General features: G+C 35.2%; 22 protein-coding genes and 1 pseudogene. 5 read left to right on the forward strand and 18 right to left on the reverse strand.

Translation table 11 applies throughout. From position 1 onward, the window contains the following. Positions 1 to 99: 99 nt before the first annotated feature. The 3 genes from FEU33_RS16700 to FEU33_RS16710 form a co-directional block, all read right to left on the reverse strand. Complete coding sequence (locus FEU33_RS16700) at positions 100 to 480, reverse strand: hypothetical protein (RefSeq protein ID WP_146550622.1); 381 nt, start codon at positions 478 to 480, stop codon at positions 100 to 102. Continuing rightward, complete coding sequence (locus FEU33_RS16705; RefSeq protein ID WP_146550623.1) at positions 473 to 1,708, reverse strand: glycosyltransferase family 4 protein; 1,236 nt, start codon at positions 1,706 to 1,708, stop codon at positions 473 to 475. The genes FEU33_RS16700 and FEU33_RS16705 overlap by 8 nt, the downstream gene beginning before the upstream one ends. A gap of 302 nt (positions 1,709 to 2,010) precedes the next feature. Next, a complete protein-coding gene (locus tag FEU33_RS16710; RefSeq protein ID WP_146550624.1) occupies positions 2,011 to 2,364 on the reverse strand; it encodes a DUF4183 domain-containing protein in 354 nt (117 codons plus the stop codon). 174 nt (positions 2,365 to 2,538) lie between these two features. Between FEU33_RS16710 and FEU33_RS16715 the strand changes: the two genes are divergently transcribed. The 4 genes from FEU33_RS16715 (at position 2,539) to FEU33_RS16730 (ending at position 6,164) form a co-directional block, all read left to right on the forward strand. Continuing rightward, positions 2,539 to 2,907 (forward strand): DUF4183 domain-containing protein, encoded by a 369-nt coding sequence (locus FEU33_RS16715; protein WP_146550625.1) that lies wholly within the window; start codon positions 2,539 to 2,541, stop codon positions 2,905 to 2,907. Between the two features lie 429 nt (positions 2,908 to 3,336). After that, positions 3,337 to 3,963 carry a DUF1796 family putative cysteine peptidase gene (locus FEU33_RS16720; RefSeq protein WP_146550626.1) on the forward strand — a complete coding sequence of 209 codons (627 nt, stop codon included), beginning with the start codon at positions 3,337 to 3,339 and terminating at the stop codon, positions 3,961 to 3,963. A gap of 37 nt (positions 3,964 to 4,000) precedes the next feature. Then, positions 4,001 to 4,957 (forward strand): polysaccharide biosynthesis protein, encoded by a 957-nt coding sequence (locus FEU33_RS16725; protein ID WP_146550627.1) that lies wholly within the window; start codon positions 4,001 to 4,003, stop codon positions 4,955 to 4,957. A gap of 868 nt (positions 4,958 to 5,825) precedes the next feature. Then, positions 5,826 to 6,164 (forward strand): heme oxygenase, encoded by a 339-nt coding sequence (locus FEU33_RS16730; protein ID WP_146550628.1) that lies wholly within the window; start codon positions 5,826 to 5,828, stop codon positions 6,162 to 6,164. Positions 6,165 to 6,623: 459 nt separating this feature from the next. On the opposite strand, the gene FEU33_RS16735 is transcribed toward FEU33_RS16730, so the two are convergent. Then, positions 6,624 to 7,385: a C40 family peptidase gene (locus FEU33_RS16735; RefSeq protein ID WP_146550629.1), complete on the reverse strand. Its 762-nt coding sequence runs from the start codon at positions 7,383 to 7,385 to the stop codon at positions 6,624 to 6,626. A 413-nt stretch (positions 7,386 to 7,798) separates the two neighbouring features. On the opposite strand from FEU33_RS16735, the gene FEU33_RS16740 reads away from it, so the two are divergent. Continuing rightward, the gene (locus FEU33_RS16740) at positions 7,799 to 8,992 is read left to right on the forward strand and encodes a class I SAM-dependent rRNA methyltransferase (RefSeq protein ID WP_146550630.1); all 1,194 of its coding nucleotides are present in this window, start codon (positions 7,799 to 7,801) and stop codon (positions 8,990 to 8,992) included. A gap of 76 nt (positions 8,993 to 9,068) precedes the next feature. Here FEU33_RS16740 and bioB read toward each other — a convergent pair whose 3' ends face one another. From bioB to FEU33_RS16810, 14 genes and pseudogenes are all read right to left on the reverse strand, one after another. Further along, positions 9,069 to 10,067, reverse strand: a complete 999-nt coding sequence (gene bioB / locus FEU33_RS16745) for a biotin synthase BioB (RefSeq protein ID WP_146550631.1) — start codon at positions 10,065 to 10,067, stop codon at positions 9,069 to 9,071. A 1-nt stretch (position 10,068) separates the two neighbouring features. After that, positions 10,069 to 10,659 carry a biotin transporter BioY gene (locus FEU33_RS16750; RefSeq protein WP_146550632.1) on the reverse strand — a complete coding sequence of 197 codons (591 nt, stop codon included), beginning with the start codon at positions 10,657 to 10,659 and terminating at the stop codon, positions 10,069 to 10,071. A gap of 799 nt (positions 10,660 to 11,458) precedes the next feature. Then, positions 11,459 to 12,682: pseudogene (locus FEU33_RS16755) on the reverse strand (IS110 family RNA-guided transposase). 256 nt (positions 12,683 to 12,938) lie between these two features. Further along, positions 12,939 to 13,364 carry a hypothetical protein gene (locus FEU33_RS16760; RefSeq protein WP_146550633.1) on the reverse strand — a complete coding sequence of 142 codons (426 nt, stop codon included), beginning with the start codon at positions 13,362 to 13,364 and terminating at the stop codon, positions 12,939 to 12,941. A 170-nt stretch (positions 13,365 to 13,534) separates the two neighbouring features. Beyond that, a complete protein-coding gene (locus FEU33_RS16765; protein WP_146550634.1) occupies positions 13,535 to 14,623 on the reverse strand; it encodes an amidase domain-containing protein in 1,089 nt (362 codons plus the stop codon). 741 nt (positions 14,624 to 15,364) lie between these two features. After that, a complete protein-coding gene (locus FEU33_RS16770; RefSeq protein ID WP_146550635.1) occupies positions 15,365 to 16,501 on the reverse strand; it encodes a bifunctional cystathionine gamma-lyase/homocysteine desulfhydrase in 1,137 nt (378 codons plus the stop codon). 2 nt (positions 16,502 to 16,503) lie between these two features. Then, on the reverse strand, positions 16,504 to 17,427 hold the full coding sequence (locus FEU33_RS16775) for a PLP-dependent cysteine synthase family protein (protein ID WP_146550636.1): 924 nt from the start codon (positions 17,425 to 17,427) through the stop codon (positions 16,504 to 16,506). Between the two features lie 538 nt (positions 17,428 to 17,965). Continuing rightward, positions 17,966 to 18,517: a thiol-disulfide oxidoreductase ResA gene (gene resA, locus FEU33_RS16780; RefSeq protein ID WP_146550637.1), complete on the reverse strand. Its 552-nt coding sequence runs from the start codon at positions 18,515 to 18,517 to the stop codon at positions 17,966 to 17,968. Positions 18,518 to 18,527: 10 nt separating this feature from the next. Next, positions 18,528 to 18,923, reverse strand: coding sequence for a hypothetical protein (locus FEU33_RS16785; protein ID WP_146550638.1), 396 nt, complete (start codon positions 18,921 to 18,923; stop codon positions 18,528 to 18,530). A 10-nt stretch (positions 18,924 to 18,933) separates the two neighbouring features. After that, positions 18,934 to 19,695: an ABC transporter permease gene (locus FEU33_RS16790; protein ID WP_244951068.1), complete on the reverse strand. Its 762-nt coding sequence runs from the start codon at positions 19,693 to 19,695 to the stop codon at positions 18,934 to 18,936. A 12-nt stretch (positions 19,696 to 19,707) separates the two neighbouring features. Then, positions 19,708 to 20,814, reverse strand: coding sequence for an ABC transporter substrate-binding protein (locus tag FEU33_RS16795; protein ID WP_146550640.1), 1,107 nt, complete (start codon positions 20,812 to 20,814; stop codon positions 19,708 to 19,710). A 13-nt stretch (positions 20,815 to 20,827) separates the two neighbouring features. Then, complete coding sequence (locus tag FEU33_RS16800; protein WP_146550641.1) at positions 20,828 to 21,667, reverse strand: ABC transporter ATP-binding protein; 840 nt, start codon at positions 21,665 to 21,667, stop codon at positions 20,828 to 20,830. Positions 21,668 to 21,936: 269 nt separating this feature from the next. Then, on the reverse strand, positions 21,937 to 23,274 hold the full coding sequence (locus tag FEU33_RS16805) for an LLM class flavin-dependent oxidoreductase (RefSeq protein WP_146550642.1): 1,338 nt from the start codon (positions 23,272 to 23,274) through the stop codon (positions 21,937 to 21,939). A 12-nt stretch (positions 23,275 to 23,286) separates the two neighbouring features. Further along, positions 23,287 to 24,489, reverse strand: a complete 1,203-nt coding sequence (locus FEU33_RS16810; protein ID WP_146550643.1) for an acyl-CoA dehydrogenase family protein — start codon at positions 24,487 to 24,489, stop codon at positions 23,287 to 23,289. Between the last annotated feature and the right edge of the window lie 517 nt (positions 24,490 to 25,006).

Genomic DNA, 25,006 nt, shown 5'->3' on the forward strand with positions numbered 1-25,006 from the left:
CCGCCGGCGTCACCATCCGCTTCACAACTCTAAAATTGATAAAAATTTTTGAATGGACTGTTCGTGCTTTTTCTTCAAATTTTGCATGATGAAATTGATTTAAAAATAAATATTATAAAGATACTTGGATGACTGGCAAGGGATTGTGTAATCTTCTGGTAATCTCTCTTTTATAACATCCCATAATTCTTCACGTACGATTGATTTAGGGATTGTAGCGGTTGGCGTTAAAAAAAGATCATCATATTTTCCATCGTATAAAAGAATTGGAGATTCTGTGGAAATATTAGTTTGAACATTATTTTGATAAGTATGTTCGACTTGGGCTATGTTTGGCTGAGGTTCTTCGTTCACACTAAGTTCTTCCACATTCACCTCATTTATACTAAATTCATCTATAGATTCGCTGATGTCTTTTTCCCCATTTTTTTTAAATAATGAACTATACCATTTTTTCAAACTTCCTGTATATTTACCCATTTATATCACCTGTTTTCTTCTTTAATAATACTTCATCATAAGCTTTTAGTAGATTTCTTATACCGTTTTCAAATGACCAATGTGTCATTCCCCATTTTTTTGCATTTTCGCCTAGATTTTTGGCAAATAACGAATCCGTCAATAAACGGTTTAAGCTTATGAAAAGGCCATATACATCTTTGGGTTCAACTAATAGCCCCGTGACATTGTTCTCAATCATTTCAGGTAATCCACCAACATTACTTACAATAGAAGGTTTTCCTGCTAGCTGTGCTTCAATTAAAGATAAGGGCTGGTTTTCTATAATGGAAGGAAGTACATATATATCTGCTTTAGAAAGTAGTGCCGGTACGTCATCACGACTACCTAAAAAGGAAATGTCATTATCTAAATTTAATGATTTCGTTAATAATTGAAGCTCTTCCTGCTTATCTCCGGTCCCTACGATCCAACAAATCCAATCCTGACGTATCGCTTTTAAATTGGCTAGTGCCTGAATAAGGTAATTTACCCCTTTCAGTTCCGTAAGTCTCCCTGAGTAAATGATCACTTTCTTATTGATTGGACGATCAATGTAAGACTGTTTACTTTTTTGTTTAATAAATTCTTCGCTATCAAATCCATAATGAAGGACGCGAAGTTGGTGTTGAGGAACCCCAAATTCATCGCGTAAAATATTTTCTAGCCAATGGTTTGCTACAATCGTTAAATCTGAAGAAGTTGCTCCAAGACGTTCTAGTTCATCATAATATTCTCTAGCCATGTGAGATGTAGGGGATTGGTGGATAGTCGTTAGTTGATGCCTAATTTCATGAGCTACTGAACCATGAAGAGTTGCGATAAGTGGTGTATTTTGAGGTTTGACACGTTTAATGGAGGCAGTAGATATAACATCTTGTGTATGAATAAGATCATATTTTTCTAATCCCAAATACGTAGCGCCTAATTCAAAGAGGTATCTGTGAAACTCAGAAAATTCGACAAGCTTATTCGTGTAAACATTCGGGTACATATAAAGAGGAAATTTAGCTTGAAGGAAAGGAAGAAGTTTGCTCTTTTCGACTTTCTCTCCTGTATTTACTTTATGGATGATTGTATTTTCTTCTCCGTATCCCATTAAATCTACCTCGTGACCCCGTTCCTCCAGGCTTTTCTTAAGCTGTTGCATATAGTTCCATACACCACCAAGATGAGGAACATTCCAATAAGTGGCAAGCAAAATTTTCATATCAGGTCTCCTTTATTTGATTTACATATTTTTAGAATATGCAGCCCTATCCTTCTTTTCTAAACGAATGACTATTTCAAATGAATAAAGTGAAACTTCCTCAGTAGGGATTTTCTTCATCCCCCACTAAAATAGAGGAAAGGAAGTGAAAAGCGCCACGTCCTGTGGCAACACCTGAGTGATCAACATCCTGCCCGCTCGAACCAATCGTGCTTTTACTAATCGTTGTTCCCCTTCCTATCTCTGCCTGCTCCTCGCTTCTTGATGTAAGGAGCTTACTGCTTATTTATATGGAGAAATCGCTAGACGGTGATCATTTGAAGTATGATAGGAGAACCTTTAGCTGGTGCGTCTACCGTTTTTAAAATAATTTTCCCCATTCTTACTTCATAGTTAACTTTAGGCTGCAAAACACCATTAATAAAAAGATTGATCAAAGATACTTCAGAAACATCTTTTATGTTTTGCTCTCCCGCATTCTCCATACAGTCCTCTATCGTGTATGTTTTCTTCCACCCATCTGATATCGTATAAAACTCTGTGGTTTTGATTTTACTCGGTGGCTTCAAATAAAATGGCTTTGTTATTAGCTTTGGGAAAGGAAGGAGTAGTGGACGAGCTGATGAATTATCTAATGTATCCTTTTTTCTCTGCATAACATTCCTCCTGTTTTTCAGTAAAAAGGCTTTTTTCTTATTAATATGTACTTTCAAAAAAAATGGTTCGAATTAGGAAAAAATTCTTATTTTTGCTTTTTACCTTACCAATGTCCCGATTCAAAACTTTTTTACTACATATGATGCTATGAAAAAACAAAAAGGAGTGATTTCTTGGCATTAAAGATTCTTAAGCTTGCCATCAATAGTCATCAAAATTTTTCAACTTCACCATTAGTAACACGTTTATTTTATGAAGTACCTGAAACTGTTCAAAGTTTAACAACCTATAAAATTAATACAAATGATTTTTTAAACGACTCAGGAGAAGTGGTAGAAACTTTACCCGTTCTTAATTTAAATAATAACTATTTCCATGTTTTTGTAAACGGTGTATTACAAATGGATGATACCTTTGCATATACAGCAGGTGAACAAGGGATTGGATCATTAATCATTTCTGTCCCAGAAGAATCTGAAATCCCTGCTGGTAGCCCAATTGTTCTTGAAATCGTGAATTTTTATCCAAAAACAATCGGATAGATGGTAAAGCTTTATATTTAACGAGTTGATCATGTATTTTCCTCATCTATATTAGGAAATACACTGTACATGCAGGCTTGAAGATGTCAATTGTTGATCTCACACTTTACAATCGATCACTCTGGGGCTGTCTCAAAAGAAAAATACACGTAGACTCACAAGAAAAAACACGGATATGAGAGCTAGGTAAAGAATTAGGAATGGTATGATTCGTACTTGGCTTGCGGAGAGCATAGAGGATTTTTATTTTGTGGAACCTTCTTAGGCAGCCCCAGTCTTCATCTTTTGAGTTTTGGGTAGTGTAAGCAATACTCCTTAAACCTAGCTAAATACTTAAAAGGAGTTTATGTTCTTTTGATTCATTAATCATTATTTATACTCGCCTCCATCTCTTTGACAAAATTAAAACTCTTACAGGAGAGGTGCAAAATGAATAGACAAGAATTAATGGGAAATTATGATGCAATATTTAGCTTAGGTGATTTGTGTTTGACTTCCATTCAATTAAAAAAACATCAACTCCGACCTTATTCTGGAGTATTCGACTGGGCAGCCACTCCCGAATTATCAAAAGTTAACTTATTGCTACAAAATAGATTCCAAGGACTCATGAAATTTGGAAATTTAAGAATTGTTGGTCCTGGTGTACCACACATGATCTGTGTTTCTGATGATCATTATCACTTTGTATCCAATCACGACTTCGGAACAGACAAGAACTCTTTAACTTATCTTGGTTCTTACGATGAAGTGATGGAAAAATATAATCGGCGGACAAAACGTTTCCTCGAAAAAATGGAAACAGCTAAACGTATTCTTTTTGTAAGAACTGAAGGAAGCTTTGAGGATGTAGTAGGATTGCAAGCTGTTTTAAGAAATTTAGTCAAAAATGATTTCAGTATTTTGCTTGTCAACCACACACATGTGAGTGGCATTGTAGAAAAAAACTGGCCGCTTCCAAATGTGTACGCAGTTGATTTTCCAAACTATGATAAATGGGAAGGAAACCATCATCTTTGGGATCAAATCCTTAGTGGTATCAAACTTGAACAATAATCTAAATACTGTTAGCGGTATTATAGGAGGAGCTACTGTGTATAAGGACTCAACCATACTCGTAACAGGGGGGACTGGTTCTTGGGGGGAAGAATTGATTCGTCAGCTTCTTACATTTCACCCCAAAAAAATAATCGTCTATTCAAGAAATGAAAATAGCCAAGTTGAACTAAGAAGAAAGATGGCTAATGATAATCTGTTCTTTTTCATAGGGGATATAAGAGATAAAGCAGCACTATTAGCAGCCACAGAGGGCGTTGATTATTTATTTCACCTAGCAGCACTTAAACATGTTCCAATATGTGAGGAAAATCCTGTAGAATCCATCAAAACCAACATATTAGGTACACAAAATGTCATTGATGCGGCAGTAGAAAACCATATAAAAAAAGTGATTTATGTATCTACTGATAAAGCAGCTGATCCCGCTAATACTTATGGAATGACAAAGGCGCTCGGTGAAAAACTAATCATCCATGCTAATAGTAAATTGTCTGATACTAAATTTTCATGTGTTCGAGGGGGCAATGTATTAGGGAGTAGTGGTAGTGTACTACCGCTCTTCCAAAAGCAGATTGCGGAATTAGGAGAAGTCCATATAACGGATAAAAGAATGATTCGCTACTTTGTTTCTCCTAGAGAAGCTATTGTAATATTGTTAAAAGCAGCCCGTATTTCTCAAGGCGGAGAAACATTTGTGATGAATATGGACGCTTTCCGGATCATTGATTTGGCTGAAGTTCTTATTGAGCATTCAGGGAAAAGCGATGTGAAAATCATTGAAATTGGTATTAGACCAGGTGAAAAATTAAAAGAAGTGCTTATAGCAGAAAATGAGAAAGACCTTGCATCCTCACTTGATGAAGATTTGCTATTAATCTCTGCCAACCAAAAGGGCGCTTCTACGATCGATCCACAAATAGAAAAAATTGAAAATTCTTTATTGACGAAAGATGAAATTAAAAATATGCTCAAAAAAGAAAAATTTATTTAAAATCAATAGGGTTTCAAAATGTATAATGCCATTTATTATCAGGTGTGTTAATGATCCAATTCTATCCATCAAATTAAGTTTATCGATTCAAAAATAAAATAGCCGGCTTGGAATCAAAAAATATTCCGAGTCGGCTATTTTTTACTTTCATGAATTGTAATGGTGTATTGTGTCGTCATAATCATCATCCAACTCATCTGTTATAAACCCTAAAAACCTGAGCAATCTTTTTAACATACAATCACCCCTTAATTTGTATATACATCGCTAAAAAGATCAATGATTATTCTGAATATTCTTTCTCATATTTTACAGGAATTCACGGCATTATTCTAGCAATCTTCTTCTTCTCCAGAAAATTTGTGCAAATGCACAATTAAAGATTCAACAGCATGCTTAGTGTTGTACTAGTATCCAATTTAATTCAAAAACTTTTGATTTTTCACTATTTTTATATTATTAGTATTGCAAATATCACTTTTACATTTTATAATATATCCAATTAGAATAGTTGGAATTAGACCCTCCTTTATTCTAATGACTGACATCAACATGTTAGTGACGTTATGCAATTGTGGTACATCGCTTTATATTGTATAAAGTTGGATATTGCATGACAAATGAAAGACTCTCCTTATAAACATCAGTAGCCCACCCTCAATGCTACTGATGTTTTTTTAGTTTTTGTTTGACACAATGCTTAATATTCCTCTGTTTGACTGCAGACAAACGCTTTGATTTCCACTCCTCACAACCCCAAAATCAACGAAAATCTTCCTTTTGCAATGGCTCTCATTTGCTTTAAAGACTCCATTTGATATACGCTTTCTTTGAAAACATACTTTTGATTCTAAAGGAGCGATTCGATATGTACGTAGTCACTAACCGCATCAAAGTGAAAAAAGGCTTCGCTGAAAAAATGGCGCCCAACTTCACACGTCCAGGTGCATTGCAGTCATTTGAGGGATTTGTAAAAGTAGAAGTTGCTGTTTGCAAAGATTTTGAAGAATATGATGAGATGAGCGTTAATATGTATTGGAAAAACCTTGAAGGCTTTAAAAAATGGCGTGAAAGCGACGCTTTTAAACAAGCCCATAAACGTCCAGAACCTAAATCAGGAGAAGCACCAAAGGAATCACCATTACTTGGCAGCCAAATTGTCATTGCAGAAATCGTTTCTAGCATTGGTGCTGCCACAAAAGCTTAAACGAGAGCTCTAGTGAGAGATCGCATTTTCTCTTACTTAGAGCTTTTTATGTAGATACTGAATAATTAAAACATGGAGAAAAAATCATCAGGATGCAAAAGATCCATTACAATTACACTGGGGCGCGATTGTCCTTTTCAAGACTGTTCGAAAAAACTCCTCTTCAAAATCCGTAATATTCGCCAGAGGCTCTATCCGCTCCCGAAATCAATGTCAATCATCTTAAACAATGCAAACAAGTATTTGTTCGATAAACAAGAATCTGCTCCTGTCGCAAAAAAAGACCTGCTCCTGTCGCTTCGCTTTCGTCGCAAAAAAGATCTGCTTCTGCCACTTCGCTCTCGTCGCAAAAAAAATCTGCTCCTCTCTAAAAATTAGAATGAGCAGATCCTTATTGACTAGTTGAAGAATTATTTTTTTATCAAGCATGACTTTTCAAATAGTTACTAATTATTTTACTTATAGTGAACCATAACCAATAATACGTGGAGCCCAATAGCTTCCTTTTGCTACACTTTGGATTTGAACTTTGTTGCCTGCTGCATGTAGCACTAAGTTATTTCCTGCATAAATTCCTACATGAGTAATAGAACGACTACTTGGTGTTGCACCAAAGAAGATTAAATCACCAACAGCCGGTTTACTTACTCGTTTTGTAACAGAATATTGTGTACGGCTGCTATGAGGCAATGTACCATAACCCGCTTTTTTGTAAACATATGCTGTAAAACCTGAACAATCGAATCCTGATGGTGACATACCTCCCCATACATAAGGTACTCCTAAATACTTCTTACCAGCACTAATAACTTTACTTGCAGCTACTGCACTAGAAACTTTTTTTGCTTTTTTGTACTTTTTCACATATGAAGCTGAAACCCAGCCATATTTGCTTTTATATTTTACTTTATACCATTTTTTACCACTTGTCGTTTTCTTATATTTAGCTGTTACAACTGCTCCTTTTTTGAGAGTTGTAATTCTTTTATATTTTGTTGAAGCTCCTTTTCTCATATTAAGAGCTGCTGTTGTTTTGTATTTTCCTGAAAATTTAACCGCTTTGGAACTTGAAACAGTTGTTATATGTAAATTTTGATGAATATTAGTTTTAGTTGGAGTTTGAGTTTGAGCTTGGACTTGTTCTTGAGGAGCTGCCCCTAATAATGTACCAAGGCCTAATGCTAAGGTTAATGTACTTGCTAATACGCTTTTCTTATTCATGTAGATATTGTACCTCCAATATTTTAGTCTTTTTTTGATTTATTCAATGCAATTCGTTAAATATTTATTAACTTATGTACTAATCTTAGTGAAATCACGGTAAAGAAACAACGCAATTTCATTTACAATGTCGTTACTTTTTATTACAAATAATACAAAACGGCTAATATCCACGTGGTTTTTAATACTTCAGCCATTTTATTGGACATTTTTTACATATAAAGAGCTAAAAAAACATTTTGAGCTCTTTTAAGTCAAAATGCTTTTTAGTATCGCTCACTCTTCCTATTTAAACTAATGGGATTGAGAAGAGCGTATTCTTTTTCGGCGTTCATATAAGATACTTACTTTCGCATTTCTTCCGAAAAAATGCGATAATGAGGAAAATAAACCTTAAGGATGACAAGATCAAGATGACAAATATACGTACTTTACGAATAGACCCCAAGTATGTTCCTGAACTAAAAAGAGGCTATTCACTCATATTAAAAGATGCCACTCAACACAAAGAACCTTTAGAAGAAGGCGAAATTATTCGTTTAGTAGATCAGCATAACCGCTATATTGGAACTGGTTATTACGGTCTTCAAAATAAAGGAATCGGCTGGATTTTAACTACAAAAGAGCATGAACAAATCGATCAATCTTTCTTTAATAAAAAGATTAAAATAGCCTTATCCCATCGTGAAGAGTTTTTCCATAATGGTGAAACTACCGCTTTCCGTATCTTCAATAGTGAAGGTGATGGTATTGGTGGCTTAACCATCGACTATTTTGATGGATATTATATGGCGAGTTGGTATAGTGAAGGAATATATTCTTTTAAGGAATACATTTATAACGCTTTAAATGAATTCGTTGATTACAAAGCAATCTATGAGAAAAAACGTTTCGATACGAAAGGTCAATATGTGGATCAAGACGATTTTGTAATGGGAACTGCAGGCGACTTTCCTATCATAGTGAAAGAAAATGGCATGAACTTCGCCATTAACTTAAATGATGGTGCAATGACAGGTATTTTCCTTGATCAACGCGATGTCCGACGCGCGATTCGTGATCGTTACGCTAAAGGAACGAATATGCTCAATACATTTTCTTATACAGGTGCTTTTTCAGTAGCTGCTGCATTAGGTGGTGCTCGCAAAACAACTAGTGTTGATCTTGCAAAGCGAAGTTTAGCCAAAACAATCGAACAATTCAGTGTCAATGGCATTGATTTTGAAGCTCAAGATATTAAGGTTATGGATGTATTCCACTACTTTAAATATGCTATTCGACATGAATTGAAATTTGATTTAGTCGTTTTAGATCCTCCAAGTTTTGCACGCACTAAAAAGATGACCTTCTCTACTGCGAAGGACTATCCAAAATTGTTGGCAGATGCCATTGCTATTACTGAAAAGAATGGTATTATTGTTGCTTCCACCAATAATGCAAGCTTTGGGATGAAGAAATTCAAGTCTTTTATCGAACAGGCATTTAAAGAAACAAATACAAAATATAAAATGATCGACCAATATGGACTACCAAAGGACTTTCGGGCAAATCGAGACTTTCCGGAATTTAATTATTTAAAAGTAGTCTTCATAAAAAAACTAAGCTAGTCATTCCTATACAAAGATGGGGTTGTCCGAATACTTTCTGGACACCCCATTTTTTAATAGAAAAATCTTAATTATTTTACATACAAGCACTCTTATGCAATGGGGCTAGATCAATTTCAAATCCCATTTCTTCGAGCATTTTCTTATCTTCAACACCTGGTTGTCCATCTGTTGTAAGATAGTCGCCTAAGAAAATAGAATTTGCCGGGTACAAGCCTAATGGTTGTAGTGAGCCTAGGTTCACTTCGCGGCCACCAGAAACCCGTATTTCCTTTGTCGGATTGATAAAACGGAATAACGCTAATACTTTTAGACAATAACGAGGCGTTAGCTCATGTGTTCCTTCCAGCGGTGTCCCTTCAATAGCATTTAAAAAATTAACAGGAATCGAATCCGCATCTAGTGCTCGTAAACTTCTTGCCATATCAATAACATCCTGTTGTGTTTCCTTCATACCAACGATTACACCAGAACATGGTGAAATACCAGCTGCTTTTGCTTGTTTAACAGTTTGCACACGATCATCATATGTATGCGTTGTTGTAATGTTCTTATAGTTTCTAGCAGATGTGTTGATATTATGATTGTAGCGATCTACACCAGCCGATTTTAAACGTTCCGCTTGTTCAGGCTTCAAAATTCCTAAACACGCACAGATCGTCATATCCTTATGCTTGTCTTTAATCGTTTTTACTGAATTCACAACAATATCGATTTCTCGATCGACCGGACCTCTTCCACTTGCAACAATACAATATGTGCCTACATTTAAGGAGGCTGCCCGATCTGCCCCAGCTACAATTTCAGCTTGTTTCATCATTGGATATTTTTCAATCGGCGCTTTTGAAACAATGGACTGAGAGCAATAGCCACAGTTCTCTGGACACAACCCTGATTTCGTATTAATAATCATGTTAAGCTTTACTTTGTTGCCAAAATAATGATGACGAATTTGATAGGAAGCATCTAATAGCTTCAATAAATCTACATCTGGACAATTTAAAATGTTGAACGCTTCTTCATCTGAAATTTGATAACCATTGATTACTTGATTTGCGACCTTTTCGTAATTCATCTTAATGCCCCACCTTTATAATTTTTTGTAAGCGGTACCCAAATATGCCGGCAAATACAGCTAAAATAATATCCTTTGGAAGTGGTGGGATCATCCAAAGCCATGCCATTTTGTAAGTAAAACCTTCTGGTGCTGCTGCCCAAAGCTTATACGCATAATACATCCAGTTTGTACCAATCAAATAATTAATAGCTATTCCAACAAGTGCTGCAGTGATATACATTGTTTTTGTACGGCGATATTCAACCATTTTTCCTGCAACATAAGCGGAAAGAATAAATGTTACGATAAATCCAAATGTTGGGCTCAGAATAGACGAGAAACCACCACTGAATTTTGCAAATACAGGCGCGCCTACTAGACCAAGAAGTGTATAAACAGTTATTGAAACAGCCCCTAAGCGGCTACCCAAAACTAGTCCTGCTAAAATGGCAAATAACGGTTGAAGTGTAATCGGCACCCCACCAACTACTAAAAACGGCGCGAAAGATGTAATATTCGCCCCAATCATCATTAAAGTTGCAAACAAACCACAATAAACAATATCTAGTGTTGAAAATTTACTTTTTGTTCTAGAAACATTTGATGTCATTATATATCCCATTCTCCTTTGTTAACTTGTTTTAATTATAGGTTAACATATTTTTGGGAAAATGGAACAAAATTTTTTAAATAAATAGAATCTAGATTTTTTATGGATTAAAAAAGCTAAAAAAACGACTAAAGCTGCTGTTTAGTAACTTTAATCGTTTTTACATTGTATTTTAAATTAATCATATAGGCTTGTTGATTATCTCATTTTATCTGCAAAAATATAGAGTATCATTGATTTTCGCTACGACTTGCTCATTTCCTGCGGGCGAACACTGAGCCGCTTGAGGCAACAGGACACTGGTCACGAAGTCGTTGCCACAGAACATGGCGTTCTCATTAAATCGTTCGTGCAGGATCTCTCATCTGCTCGCTTTTCCCGCTGGACATTGAATGGGCTTCACTGAGTGGTACCGCACGAAGGAAATGCTCATGCATTTTCGAAAACTTAAACAAGTCTTCGCTGCAATCTATATAAATAGGGTTAAAAATACAGCATTTTTAAAATTGTCACTAAATATTTGCCCTAATTTTTTGAATCAATATGGCTGTCAATCATACTCTCTATTCATATAAAAAGTCTTAAGACTTCCATGTGTATGATTTTGTGATTCTATGTACAAAACTTTTCAAGTACAGAGTAATTGCTCATGAGAGTTCACTTACTATAAAAATTCGATGACAATATTCCTCTGATGTTTAGAACTCACCACCGAGAAAGTTGCCTAATATTTAATCAAATAACATCCAAACTCTTTCTTACGATTAGTCAAGTATATTTCAGTAAATTCTTTTATGTTTTATGATTTCTGAGCTGGTAGTGCGGACTCATAATCGTAAAGTATGCCATGTGTCAATAGATGAAATGTCACTTTCAAAAACTTATTGATACATGCCACAATCGCGACCTTATGAGGCTTTCTCTGAGGTTGCGTTTTTAATTTGTAATAATAATCTACGAAATGGTTTGGTTTTCCTTTCGCCATAAGCATTGTACAAATCATAAAGTATAATATCTTTCGTAACTTTTTATTTCCTCGTCTATTAATACGGTCTTGGTACTGTGTATGACCAGATTGATAATGCATAATATCAATCCCTGCGTAGGCGTTGATCTGTTTCGCGTTTTTAAAGCGACGAATATCACCTAATTCTCCGATTAATCGGCATGCCGTTGTATCACCAATGCCTGGAATAGAGCGTAATACTGTATATTCTTTTCTTTCTTCAGACATTACCGCCATTTGTTTCACCAGCTGGTCCTTTTTCTCCATTAAATCTGCAATACGTCGTGCATAATCACGCACTTGATGACAACGAATAGCTGATGGTGCAATCGCTGGATAAGAATTCTCCGCAACTTCTAATAACTCGAATGCTTTTTTCTTTGCACGCTCTAGTGATAGATTTTTACGTATATTACTTTTTAAACGATTTTTAATGACCGTCTTGGAATGTTCTTTTAGAAGTGCAGGATGCGGATATAACTGTACCAAATTTAAAAATAGGGCTGAACTTGGTGTAATATGGCGTTCTAATTCTGGAAACGATAGTTGTAAAATTGCGTGCATTCGACTACGTAAAAGAATGATTTACTCATCAATTTCATCATAATAACGTGTAATGGCACGCATCTGTTCATAATATTCCTCTTGTACATACGTCGTTTTACGATCATTTTTAAAATGCGTTTTCGCAAGTTCATGTGCATCACTGATGTCTGTTTTGTGGCGACGCATTGAAGCCATTTGTATGTTCGCTTCAAGTGGATTCATACGGCAGTATGTATAACCGTAATCACATAGAAATTTTTCAATTGGTTCTGAATAGACACCAGTTGCCTCAAATACGATTTCAGGGGCTTGTCCATCAAGAGCCGTTATTTCTTCAATTTTTTGGTATAGCTGCTGAAAATCAATACGAGTATGAAACAACTCACCTTCAAATTCACATTGTTTATAGCCATTATAAATGGCAATTGTACTTTTTCCTTTACTGACATCGAGTGCAATAATGTGATTCATCATTTTCTCCTTTTTAGCCAATTATAGAAGTCTTCACAGTTCCTTATGGATTCCATTTTCTTATTACATGATCTCTTGGACCCAACATACTAAATTGATTTACATAAGGGTGTGAAGTCAGCCGGTTTTTGATACGGATTCATGATCCCAGGTCGGCTTTTCTTCACTTCTACTATAAAAAAATAGTAGCACAAACCATGGCCTCGGTTTGTACTACTAATGTTAGTATGTTTTAAATCACATAAAGGTTTTTATTTCACTCTAATTTCACTTTATCCATATATGTTTTTCCCTTATTATCTTCCCATGTAATTGTCACATAATAAATATGATTCTTTTTCGGAGCACTTCCTAAATATAAATCAGGATATGAAAATGGATGCAAAGAATATACAGTCCCATCAATATCTTTCCCACTATAAAATTCCGTTTGTTCTGACAATTTTTTATGATCCTCTAAAAATACAATTTTTTTTACATTTACTTTTTTCTTATTTTTTTGTTCTACAGCCACTTTCCATCCCATAGCGCCATCAGATTCTTTATATTTTTTATAAGTCACTCTCCAAATGTCATTTTTCGAAGTGCCTTCGAGACTAGGGGTTGAGTAACTTAAATAAATAAATACTGCAAAAACTGCTAATACTATTAAAATAATATATGAATTTTTCATTTTTTTCATATTATACCTTCTTTCATTATATACGGTAATTCGTGAAAAACATGTTAATACATTATATAATAATAGCGAAATTTATGAATAAAGTACACTATTAAAAATGCTTATGTATTTTTAGAGAATTATTAAGTAAGTGTAGAATTCTTCTACACCTACTTTTTAAATTAACTACATTAAAATTTAATAACTCTATACTTTACCCAAGCCTTACTTATATTCTTAAAGTTTCTTTTCAAGTAATTATCAGTATGACCTGACAAATAAAGAGTGCCATCGGCTTTATCATATACAAACATTGTATGAGAATAACGAGTATAACCCTCTTTTTTGAATTGAATCATATCTCCTTCATCAGCATAGCTAATAAGAGTCGATTTACTTGTACTAGATTTAGTTGATTGTTTTTGACTCCAATATGCGTAAAAATCAGAAACAACAGACCAGGATGTTGATCTTGCATTAAGTAACGTACCAACACGCGAAATTTGCGTATAATACCAATAATCAGTATCATGATTTAGAACATTATTTATAGTGCTTGGCTTTTTCATGCTTTTACCACCAGCTCTTAGAATTTGAGAGGTAAAGTTAGTACAATCATTAGAATATTTTTCATAAGATGAATTCCTACCATCATACCACTTTTTTGCGTAAGCCTTTGCTTTACTAACACTATAAGTACTAGCTAATGTGATCAATCTATTTGTTTTGTTCTCATTTTCCCCAGTCTCATCATTAGCAATTTCATGTTCTATTTCTCCAATTGTTTTTTGCTTTTGAATATTCAGTCTTTCATTAAAGTCTTTTTTTTCATCATCAATTGCTATATCTGCAAAAACATCAGAATTTAATGTATTTCTTAGAGAGGGTTTAATGAGATTATCTAAAATCTCATTATCAATAGTACCAATTGTTGTTTCATAAGCATATACATATTCAGATATGTAAGCCGTAATCACATCGTAATGAGGAGTATTTAATAAATCCTCATCGATATCATCGGAATAAAATTGCGTTATTGCATAATCTGTAAATTCTTTTGAACCAACTTCAAAGTTTATATTTTTACTTTTTAAAAAGTTTACAAATAATGACTCAGCCTCTTTAAGAGTATAATCATTTCTCTCTTTAGCATTCAATTCATTTGTCAATTCCTGCACTGTTACACTTTTACTTTTTGCTTTTGCCTGAGTACTAAATATCGGTGTAATTCCTGATAATGCGACAGAAAAAGCTAGTGCTGTACATATAATTTTCTTCATTAACTATTTCTCTCCCTTTTCTTTATAATTTTTTCCTTTTACAATGCCTCCCTCCATTAAAATTTTATACAAAAAAATACATAAATTAAAGTATTGAATACAAATGGATATAAAAGTATAATTATAGTGATTTTATTTTTATGGTAATTTTTATTTATAAAAACCATTTTTTATAAAAATAAGCAATATAAAAATACTTTTTAATTATTGAGTTTTAATTTTGCAAGTGAATTTTGCTTTTAAAGAAATCCATTTTGTTAATGTAATCAGTAATAATCTTTTCTATTAAAATAATCACTATTAATTTCTTCCGTGATTCCTTCTTTAATTACTATAAGACAAGAAATAGTGTAATCATATTACATATTTGATAACCATAATAAAAAGCCCTACCATTCTAAGTATGACTAGCTTAAACAAAATTACCAATAATGTAATCACAATACTATCATACCTAATATATCCTAAAATGTTGTATAAAGAAAAAAATCATCAATAGGGATTTTCTGCATCTCGCTGGGCATTAGTGGGATCAGTCAAGCTTTTTCAAATAACTGATTTTATCTATTTATCCCTTTTGCTTTTTACTTGTGGCTTGATGTCGAAGATCGTTCATGCGGGATAAAATAAAATGTTCCATTACATTTGAAACGCTTGTGCTTAAATAACAAATGACCATATTAGTTTTAAGAAATAAAAAAAGAACTAGCTCTTGAATATTGGAGCTGGTTCTTTTCTATTTTATGCATTCAACGCTTGCGTCAAATCCTCAATCAAATCTTCAACATCTTCAAGACCAACGGATATGCGGATTAGACCATCCGTGATACCAAGTTCTGCACGGCGTTCTGCTGGGATAGAAGCATGTGTCATAAGTGCAGGAATAGAGATTAAACTCTCAACAGCACCAAGACTTTCAGCAAGTGTAAAGTATTTGACACTTGTTAGTACTTTTGCTGCCTTTTCGCCACTTCCTACATCAAAGGAAATCATTCCACCAAAACCACGAGCCTGTTTTTTCGCAATTTCATGATTTGGATGATTGACTAATCCCGGATAATAAACTTTTGAAACCTGATCATGCTGAACAAGGAATTCTGCAATTTTATGGGCATTGTACTCATGTTCTTCCATACGAATACCTAGTGTCTTGATCCCACGTAATAACAACCAAGAATCTTGAGGTCCTAGCACGCCTCCAGTTGCATTTTGAATAAAATGAAGTTTTTCTCCAAGTTCTTCACTATTCACAACAGCCAAGCCTGCTACAACATCACTATGTCCTCCAAGATATTTTGTCGCACTATGAACAACAATGTCTGCACCAAGTGTTAGTGGATTTTGCCAGTATGGAGTCGCAAATGTATTATCGACAATGGTTAATAAATTATTCTTCTTCGCTATTTTCGTTATTTCAGCAATATCTGTAATTTTCAACAATGGATTCGTTGGAGATTCAAGGAAGATTGCTTTTGTATTGGATTGAATATTCTTTTCAATCTCAGCTAAATTGCTTGTATCAATAAATGTTGCTGTAATTCCGAAACGACTCAAAACCTTTGTGATGACGCGGAATGAGCCTCCGTATACATCATCTGTTACTAACACATGATCTCCTTGATTAAACAACGTAAATACAGCAGTTGTTGCTGCCATACCTGATGCAAAAGCAAATCCGCGCTTTCCGCTCTCTAATTCAGCGATGAGCACTTCTAAGGCATGTCGAGTTGGATTCCCTGTTCGTGAATATTCGTATCCTCGATGATTGCCTGGACCATCTTGTTTATAGGTACTTACTTGGAAAATAGGTACTGAAACAGCTCCAGTATGGTCATCTCCAAAAATACCTCCGTGGATTAACTGTGTTTTTTTTCTCATCTTTAAATACCACCTTGATATATTTTTTTACTTAAGTAACGATCACTAGAATCAGGGAAAATCACAACGATATTAGTACCTTTTGGTGAAATGGCCGCTTCCCTTAAAGCAGCTGCAAAAGCTGAGCCAGAAGAACTTCCGACTAACAAGCCTTCTTTTCTTGCTAATTCTTTGACAAGATGAAATGCTTCTTCGTCTGGAATCGTATGAATGCTATTAAAATACGCTTTATCCATAAAGACTGGAAGAAACTCCATTCCAGTTCCTTCTGTTTTATGAGAGCCAGGTTTACCACCATTAAGGATAGATCCCTCTGGTTCAACAATGACTGTTTTTATATTTGGGTTCTTTTCCTTTAAATATCTTGCTGTACCCATAAATGTGCCACCCGTACCAGCACCAGCAACAAAAACATTTACGTTGCCATCTAGCTGTTGCCAAATTTCAGGTCCAAGTGTTTTATAATATGCATTTGGATTAGAAGGATTCGCAAATTGCTGAGGACAATAGGAATTGGGTATTTCTTTCAGTAATTCTTTTGCTTTATCGATCGCACCGCGCATTCCATCTTCTGAAGGCGTATGAACGATCGTAGCGCCTAATGCTTTCATAATTTCTTGTTTTTCAAAACTAAACTTTTCAGGGACACAAAAGATGACATTGATGCCCCGATTGATCGCAGCTAATGCTAGACCAATGCCTGTATTTCCAGCTGTGGGTTCAATAACTGTTCCGCCTGGCTTTAACTCTCCGCTCGCAATAGCCGATTCTAGCAGTTCGACACCCAAGCGGTCTTTAACACTGCCACCAGGATTAAAATACTCTAATTTAGCAAAAATTCGAACGCCTTCTGGAATAGAAAAATGAGTGATTTCTAGCAGCGGCGTTGAACCTATTAATTCATGTATATTTTTAGCAACCTTCATATTTTTCCCCTCTTAAATGTATCCAATTTAACAAAATTAGATTTACTACCTACATAACCATATTACTTCTATTATTTTAGTAGGTTTTGAAGCATAATGCAATAGAGAACTAGTTTTAGAATATGCCACAGGCGTAAAAAAGGTGAAATATACATCATTCTTTAGGCGTCGATTATTGAAGGCTGTCGATCATAATTGTTGTCCTCAACTGATTGCCCCTACAGATGGCTCGTTTTTCCCACGAGCGAACGCCGGGTACTCTCAACACCACATGCTCCATGCAGGGTTGGAGGAGATTGAGGTCAAACCCGCGGAAAGCGCCTTCTGAAGCAGAACAACCAAATCTAAATATTCAAGTATATATGGAAAATAGTCTAAATTCTGCGGGATAAAATCAAGTCACTCGAATTTTTATCCCGCTTTAACGGGCCAACAAGATGTTGGTCACTCAGGTGTTGCCACAGGACGTGGCGCCTTTAACCTGAGTTCCTCTACTTCAGTGGGGGATGAAGAAAACCCCCACTGATGGAGTTTCACTTTATTTTGCTTTTATTCGTTCCATATACTTTCGAATATCTTTTTCTGTCATTTCGCCGTCTATTTTGTCTATGATTACACCATCTTTATTTACTAAAAAAGTTTTTGGCAAATTGATGATTTGATATGAATCAAGTACATCTCCATCATCCAATAAAATAGGGAAACTTACATTTTTATCAGCCAGAAACTGATTGACAATCAGCATCGGTTCTCCCGCGTCGATCGCAAGGACTTCAACTCCTTGGTCTTTATAATCCTTGTATGCACTTTCTAAATAGGGCATTTCCTTTTTACAAGGTGGACAATAAGTCGCCCAAAAGTTGATGAGTACACCTTTTCCTTTATAATCCGCAAGCTTATGCTCAACACCATCTAAATCGCTCAATGAAAATGGAGGGGCTTTTGGTCCATCAGCCGCTGTTTGAGTAGCTTGTTGCTTTATAAATATTTCATTATACAGGACATAACCAACTGCCACTAATAAGATGAAAGCAATAACACCTCTTAAAATTTTACGGTTCTTTGCTTTATGCTCTTTTGTTTTAGCCATCAGCTTCACCTCATTCGCCTACGTTCAATGTTAGAAAAGGCATCTCATAGTGATCTTTATAGTTAATGTGAGCAGTGATAATCTGTTCGCCCTTCGATGAAAACATCAGTTCCAATGAATACTTGCCGTTTCCTTTATACGTTGGCTCAGCCGTCCCTACTGATACGCCATTTTCGATAATCTCAAATTCTACAGTTGTATCTTTATGGATATCCTTTTTAGCCTTTATTTCTGCTGTTGCGATAAAAGGTTCATTGACTTTTATATTCTTTTTATTGCTGTACATCTTCGTATCTAAAATAACAATAGAATCCGCTGACGATTGCTGCTTCTGACACCCTACTAGTAAAATGAACAAACTCAGCAAAATCAGCCATTTTGTGATTTTTCTCCGCTTCAATTGCATCTAGTTTCCATCACTCACTTTTAAGGTTCATCCAAAATAGAATGCGTTTTTTTATTTTTTCGAAAGCAACAATAATCGCTAAAATAATGATACTGTTAAAAATAATCCCCGCCAATACATAGTCATATTGCGAAAAGTCTGTATAGTATTGAACAAAATGCCCCATGCCTGATTGAGCACCAAACATTTCTGCCATCATAAGAACAATAAATGACAGTATTAAAGCTGTTCCCGTTCCACTTAAAATATAAGGTGCGCTTGCAGGTAAAACGACTTTGAAGATAAAGTCTTTTCCCTTAATCCCCAATGTTTTCGTATTATCCCAATAATGATTATCGATGAGTGCAATACCTTGGATAGTACCAAGAAAAATAGGCCAAAATGCACCAATAAACAAGATAAAAATAGATGCAAGCTTAAACGTTGGTAATAACGCAATTGCATATGGGATAAATAAAGTTGGTGGTAATGGACTAAATGTATGAAAAAAGGGTGATAAAATTTCCCTGGATTTTTGGTGGAGGCCAAAGAACAGCCCTCCACCGATCCCTAATACTAATGAAAGGAAAATTGCTGGAACCAATAAACCCATTGAACTAACAAACCCTTTTAGTAAATCTGGAAACCCTTTTACAAACGCATCAATAATTTTAGATACTGGGGGAAATATTACTGGATTTACCCAACTGGTAAAGGATGTAATATAAACCCAAATGCCTACTAACCCAACTGCTATGAAGAAAGTAATTGAATATTGTTTTAGTTTTAACATAAAATCCCTCATTTATAGATTTTGTTGTTTATAGCGTTCTAATATCTTCTTATAATAATCATCATCTGGATTTTCTTTGATCAATTCATTTAAAGCTTCTTCATAAAATTTAAGATTAAAATGTTTATTCAAATCTACGTTTGCACCATCTTTTAAATAACCAAGTTGTTTCATTTCATCCCATAATTTCACAACTTGCTTTTTACTTGGATCTGCTGAATTGACTAAGTGTTTTTCATTGACAATTTCGTTTACTGTCTTATCATCCAGTTTAATACGCTCTTTTGAAGCCTTTAATGCTGTTTCAGGGCTATCCTGTTTTACTCGTTCTGCTTGAATAAGGCCTTTTAAGAACTTCTTATAGGCAACTGAATCGGTCTTTGAAATATCTCCTCGTGTTACAGCACGGCAGCAAACATGTCCTGGTTGCACATCGTTACTCCATGCAAATGGTTCTAAACCAAGACTTTTTGCTTTTGATAAAAATCCTGAGTTTCCAAAGGCAATATCTACTTTACGTGCACCAGCAGCATCGATTAAATTCGCAACCGTTTTGAATTCAACAAATTTTACGTCTTTTTCAAGATCTACTCCTGCTTTTTTCAAAGCCGATTTAAACACAACATCCGGTACGCCTAATGGAACGACCCCAATCGTTTTTCCCTTAAAATCAGCAAAGGATTTATATTTACCAATGTCTTCTTTTGGAATATATACAGGGTGACCGCCTTCCATATGGCCACCAACAATATCTAAATCAGCACCTTGAGCGATAAATGCTAAAGGAGTCGTTGTACCAAAGGTTAAACCAACATCGATTTTGTTCGACTGTAATGCATTTACGCCATCTGTTGAAGAGTTAAATGGGACAAATTCTACATCTAAATTTTCCTTCTTGAAAAATCCTTCGTAATCAGCAATATCTGCTAACGGTGCACCATTCGCTTTTAAATAACCTACTCTGATATGATATTTACTATCCCCACTTTTTTGTCCCGCATGATTTGCTTCTTTTGTGTCCCCTGTTGAATTGTCTGCAGCTCCACAAGCCGAAAGCGCTAGTAACGACGCTGCTATGAAACTTCCCATTAACCATTTTCTTTTCTTTAATAATTTCATCTGTATACTCCTCCTATATTCCTTCTCCTGATGAGACTTCTTCTGATTGATTTAATTTTTCAAATACGCCCTTATTCATAACGCCTAATAAGTAATCGCGGAATTCAACAAACTCTTGACTATTAAATAATTGTTTTCGATTTCTTGGTTTTTCAAAAGGTACCTCAATCACATCAACCACTTTTCCTGGGGGACCAGGAGAGAACATCACAATTCGATCGGCTAAAATAATGGCCTCTTCTACATCATGGGTAACAAAAACGATCGTTCTTTTTTGATCATGATTAATCTGTAAAATTAAATCTTGTAGTTGAATTCTTGTGAGTGGGTCCAAGGCTCCAAATGGTTCATCCATCAACACTAAATCCGAACCAACAGATAGTGCCCTAGCAATCGCTGCACGTTGTCTCATCCCACCAGACATTTCACCTGGATATTTTTTTATGGCATGTCCTAATTGAACTAAGGTAAGATATTGTTCTGCTAATTGCTGTAGCTCTTTTTTGGTTTTGGTTTTTTTCAATTTTTGTTTAAGGGCAAGAACAATATTCTCCTCTGCAGTTAACCATGGGAACAAAGAATAGTCCTGAAATACGACCGCTAAATCTAATGGAGAATCAAAAAGTATTTGACCTGATTTTGGTTGAGATAAATTAGCTAGCATCCTCAATAATGTACTTTTACCAGATCCACTTGGTCCCATCAAAACAAGGAATTCTCCTTCTTTGACTTCAAGGTTAATATCTTGCAATATTTCTGTCTCACCATAACTAAAATGGACTGATTTTACTTCAATCTTATTTTGCAAAGCTTCTTTTTCACTTTTCTGTGATAACTCAATCGTTTCTACCAAAGTGCAACTCCTCCCTCAAAAATTATTATTTTTCATATAAGAATAGTAGGTATAGTGTGATAAATATAGAGACGGGTCCCTCAGGTCAGACCATGTAATATAGTCTTTTAACCTGAGTTCCTCTTCTCATGCAGTGAGTGCTTAAATATCCACTGATCCATCCGTATATGATATGCTCATTCATGCCACCACCTATTGAGATGGATGCTTTCTGTGCTGGTCGCCTTGCTTTTGCCACAAAAAGCAACTATTAAATGAATGATAAACGATTACACATTGATACTTCTTTTTACTTGTGGAAAATCTAAGCCAAGATTTTCGCGTAATGTGCTTCCTTCATACTCTGTGCGGAATAATCCTCTTTCTTGTAATACAGGGATCGTATAATCAACAAAATCTTTGACGCCACCAGGGAAATACGGAAACTTAACATTAAAGCCATCTGCTGCGCCATTTAAGAACCAATCACTCAATGTATCTGCAACCAATTCCCCAGAACCAACAACAAATAAGTGGCCTTGACCTCTTACAAAGTAGTTCGCTAATTGTCTGATCGTCCAATTCTCTTTTTTAGCTAGATCGGATAGCAATTCAAAACGACCTTTTTCTCCGTTAACATCTTTACTATTTTTTAGTTCTGGCATAGGATCATCGGGAGAATATTGGGATAAATCATGATCCACATAGCGTGATAACCAACCAATCCCTAGTTCCGGTAATATCAACTCCTGAAATGCCTCATATTTTTCCTCTGCTTCTTTTTGCGTTTTAGCCACAAATGGAACAATACCTGGCATGATGTTTAAGTGATCTGGGTTTCTTCCATACTTGGCAACTCTTTGCTTCATATCGTCATAGATCACTTTTCCTTCCGCCACAGTTGAAGGAGCAATTGTAAATAAAATATCTGCATGCTTTGCTGCAAATTCTTTTCCATCCTCAGATGCACTTGCTGTGACAAGAACAGGATGACCTTGAGGGGGTCTTGGAATATTGATCGGACCTCTCACTTTATAGTATTTTCCTTCATGATTGATAGGATGGATTTTGCTCGCATCTAGAAAAATACCTGTTTCTCGATTAAATAGTAATGTATCGTCTTCCCAGCTATCCCACAATTCTTTCGTTACTTCTACAAACTCATCTGCTTTCTCATAACGAAGCGAATGGTCGATGATATGTTCTAAACCAAAATTTGCTGCTTCATGGTCATGAGCAGTTGTTACAATATTCCATGCAGATCGCCCAGCACTCATATGGTCAATTGTCGCAAACTTTCTCGCAACATTGAATGGATGATTAAATGTAGTAGATAATGTGGCAACTAAACCAATCTTGTCCGTTACCCCAGCCAATGCAGCCATCACTGAAGTTGCCTCTAAACGAATTTGTGGTGTATAGGCAATGTCTTCCTCATTGTGTGCAAGTACGTCAGCTAAAAACAGTAAATCAAATTTTCCCTGTTCAGCGAGTTGAGCAATTTCCTTATAAAGGCTTAAAGAAGTCACTTCTTCTGTTTTTGTTTCTGGATACCGCCAAGCAGCTAAATGATGCCCTAGAAAAGTTTGGAAAAATGCGCCTAGGTGCATTTGTTTTTTATTCGTCATCTAAAGATCCTCCTAGTTTAATTGGTGTGTTTTCTTATTATTCCGATAACTTTCAATAGCAGAATTAGAAACAAGACTCACAACCATATCATTTAATGGTGGATTATATAAACCACATTGTACATCCCTGAAATATCTTTCTAGAGGTAGATCTTTCGATAACGAGTGACCACCTGCAATCTGATTGGCTAATTCAACGATTTTTACCGCATTGTTACATACTGTATATTTGGTAATAGCTACTTCATTTCTCAACTTATCTCTTAAGTGCTCATTGTTGTCCCATTTTTCTGCTATGCTATATAACAATGTGCGGGAAACTGCGATAAGAATTTCAATTTCACCAATTTTTTGCTGAACATGTGGTGCCTCTAATATAACGTTGCCTAAACTTGGCGAATATTTTTCATCGGCATATTTAATAATAAAGTCTCTTGCAGCTGTAGCGATTCCTAAGTAAATTGCTGGCAATTGTAAAGTATAGGCACTACTATTACCATTAAAACGTGTTGGTTTCCCTTTTTCCGAATAAGCCAGTAACGCTTCATCTGGTACAAACACATCATGCAATGCGATATCGATACTACCAGTACCTCTCATTCCTAGCACATTCCATGTATCAATCAATTCAACCGATTCATTTTTCTCGATCAAAAACTCAGCAGTGATATCTTCTTCTTCGATATAAGCTAGAACAGTAAAATGTTTCACATAAGGGGCTAATGTAGTAAAAGCTTTTCTCCCTGTGATGATATAGCCGCCTTCTGTTTTCTTTGCAATCGTCCCTGGATTTCCGCCTCGTATAATATTTCCTGTCGCACGTTCTGTAATATAAACGTTTAAAAGGGAGCCTTCTTCTACAGCTTCTTTACAAATTCGCGCAAATGTTTCTTCTTTCCATGGTCTAAAGTCATTTAGGCTAAAGAACGTCATCAGATGCCAGCCAACAGCGAGTGCCGTAGAACCAGAAGCTTTCGCGATTCTTTCTTGTACAAGTAGAACTTCATACAATGAAAGATCTTCTCCACCATATTCCTTTGGGATCGTTAATTTAAAATAGCCTTCTTTTTCTAAAATCTTAAAGTGTTCGAAAGGGAATTCTCCCTTTTCATCGTAGTCAGAAGCTGTTTCACTAAGTTGCTTGGCAATACGTTCTGCATATTCCACTAATCTTGCATCACGCTCGTTACGAATCGTTTGATTGCTATTGTTCATCTTATTAACCTCTAATCTAGTAGTTTATTATTCATAGGTTTTGTTTAGTAGTATTGTCGATGTTCGCCCATTTCTTTGCGGAAAAGCTTTATCCCGCAAGAACAGTAGTAAGGCCTCCTACTGTGTTAAAGTTTTACTTTAGATGATGAGTCACACTTTAATGAAAAGCGATATGTGGACAAAACCAACAATATTGATCAACAGAGCCCATACATAAAATCTATTTTTCGAATTAAAGAATGTTTGCCAATATTCACATTTTTTATTCCTACTTTATAGATTTGAATTATAGTTTTTTATTGTTATCTATATTATCATCCCAAACTTTTTAAATCAATAACTCATTAATAAAAAAATTCTATCAATTTAAAAATTTCTTTTTATGATACTAATTTAAAAAAAGATCCCCATGATAAATGGAGTTAAAATTAACTACTATTTTTCACCAATAAATATGCATGTTCATTTCTTCAAGCACATATTTTGCCAGAGACCCTAAAATTAAAATCATATTTTT

Origin of the sequence: Rummeliibacillus suwonensis (assembly GCF_007896435.1) — a bacterium.
In the GTDB taxonomy this organism is placed as follows: domain Bacteria; phylum Bacillota; class Bacilli; order Bacillales_A; family Planococcaceae; genus Rummeliibacillus; species Rummeliibacillus suwonensis.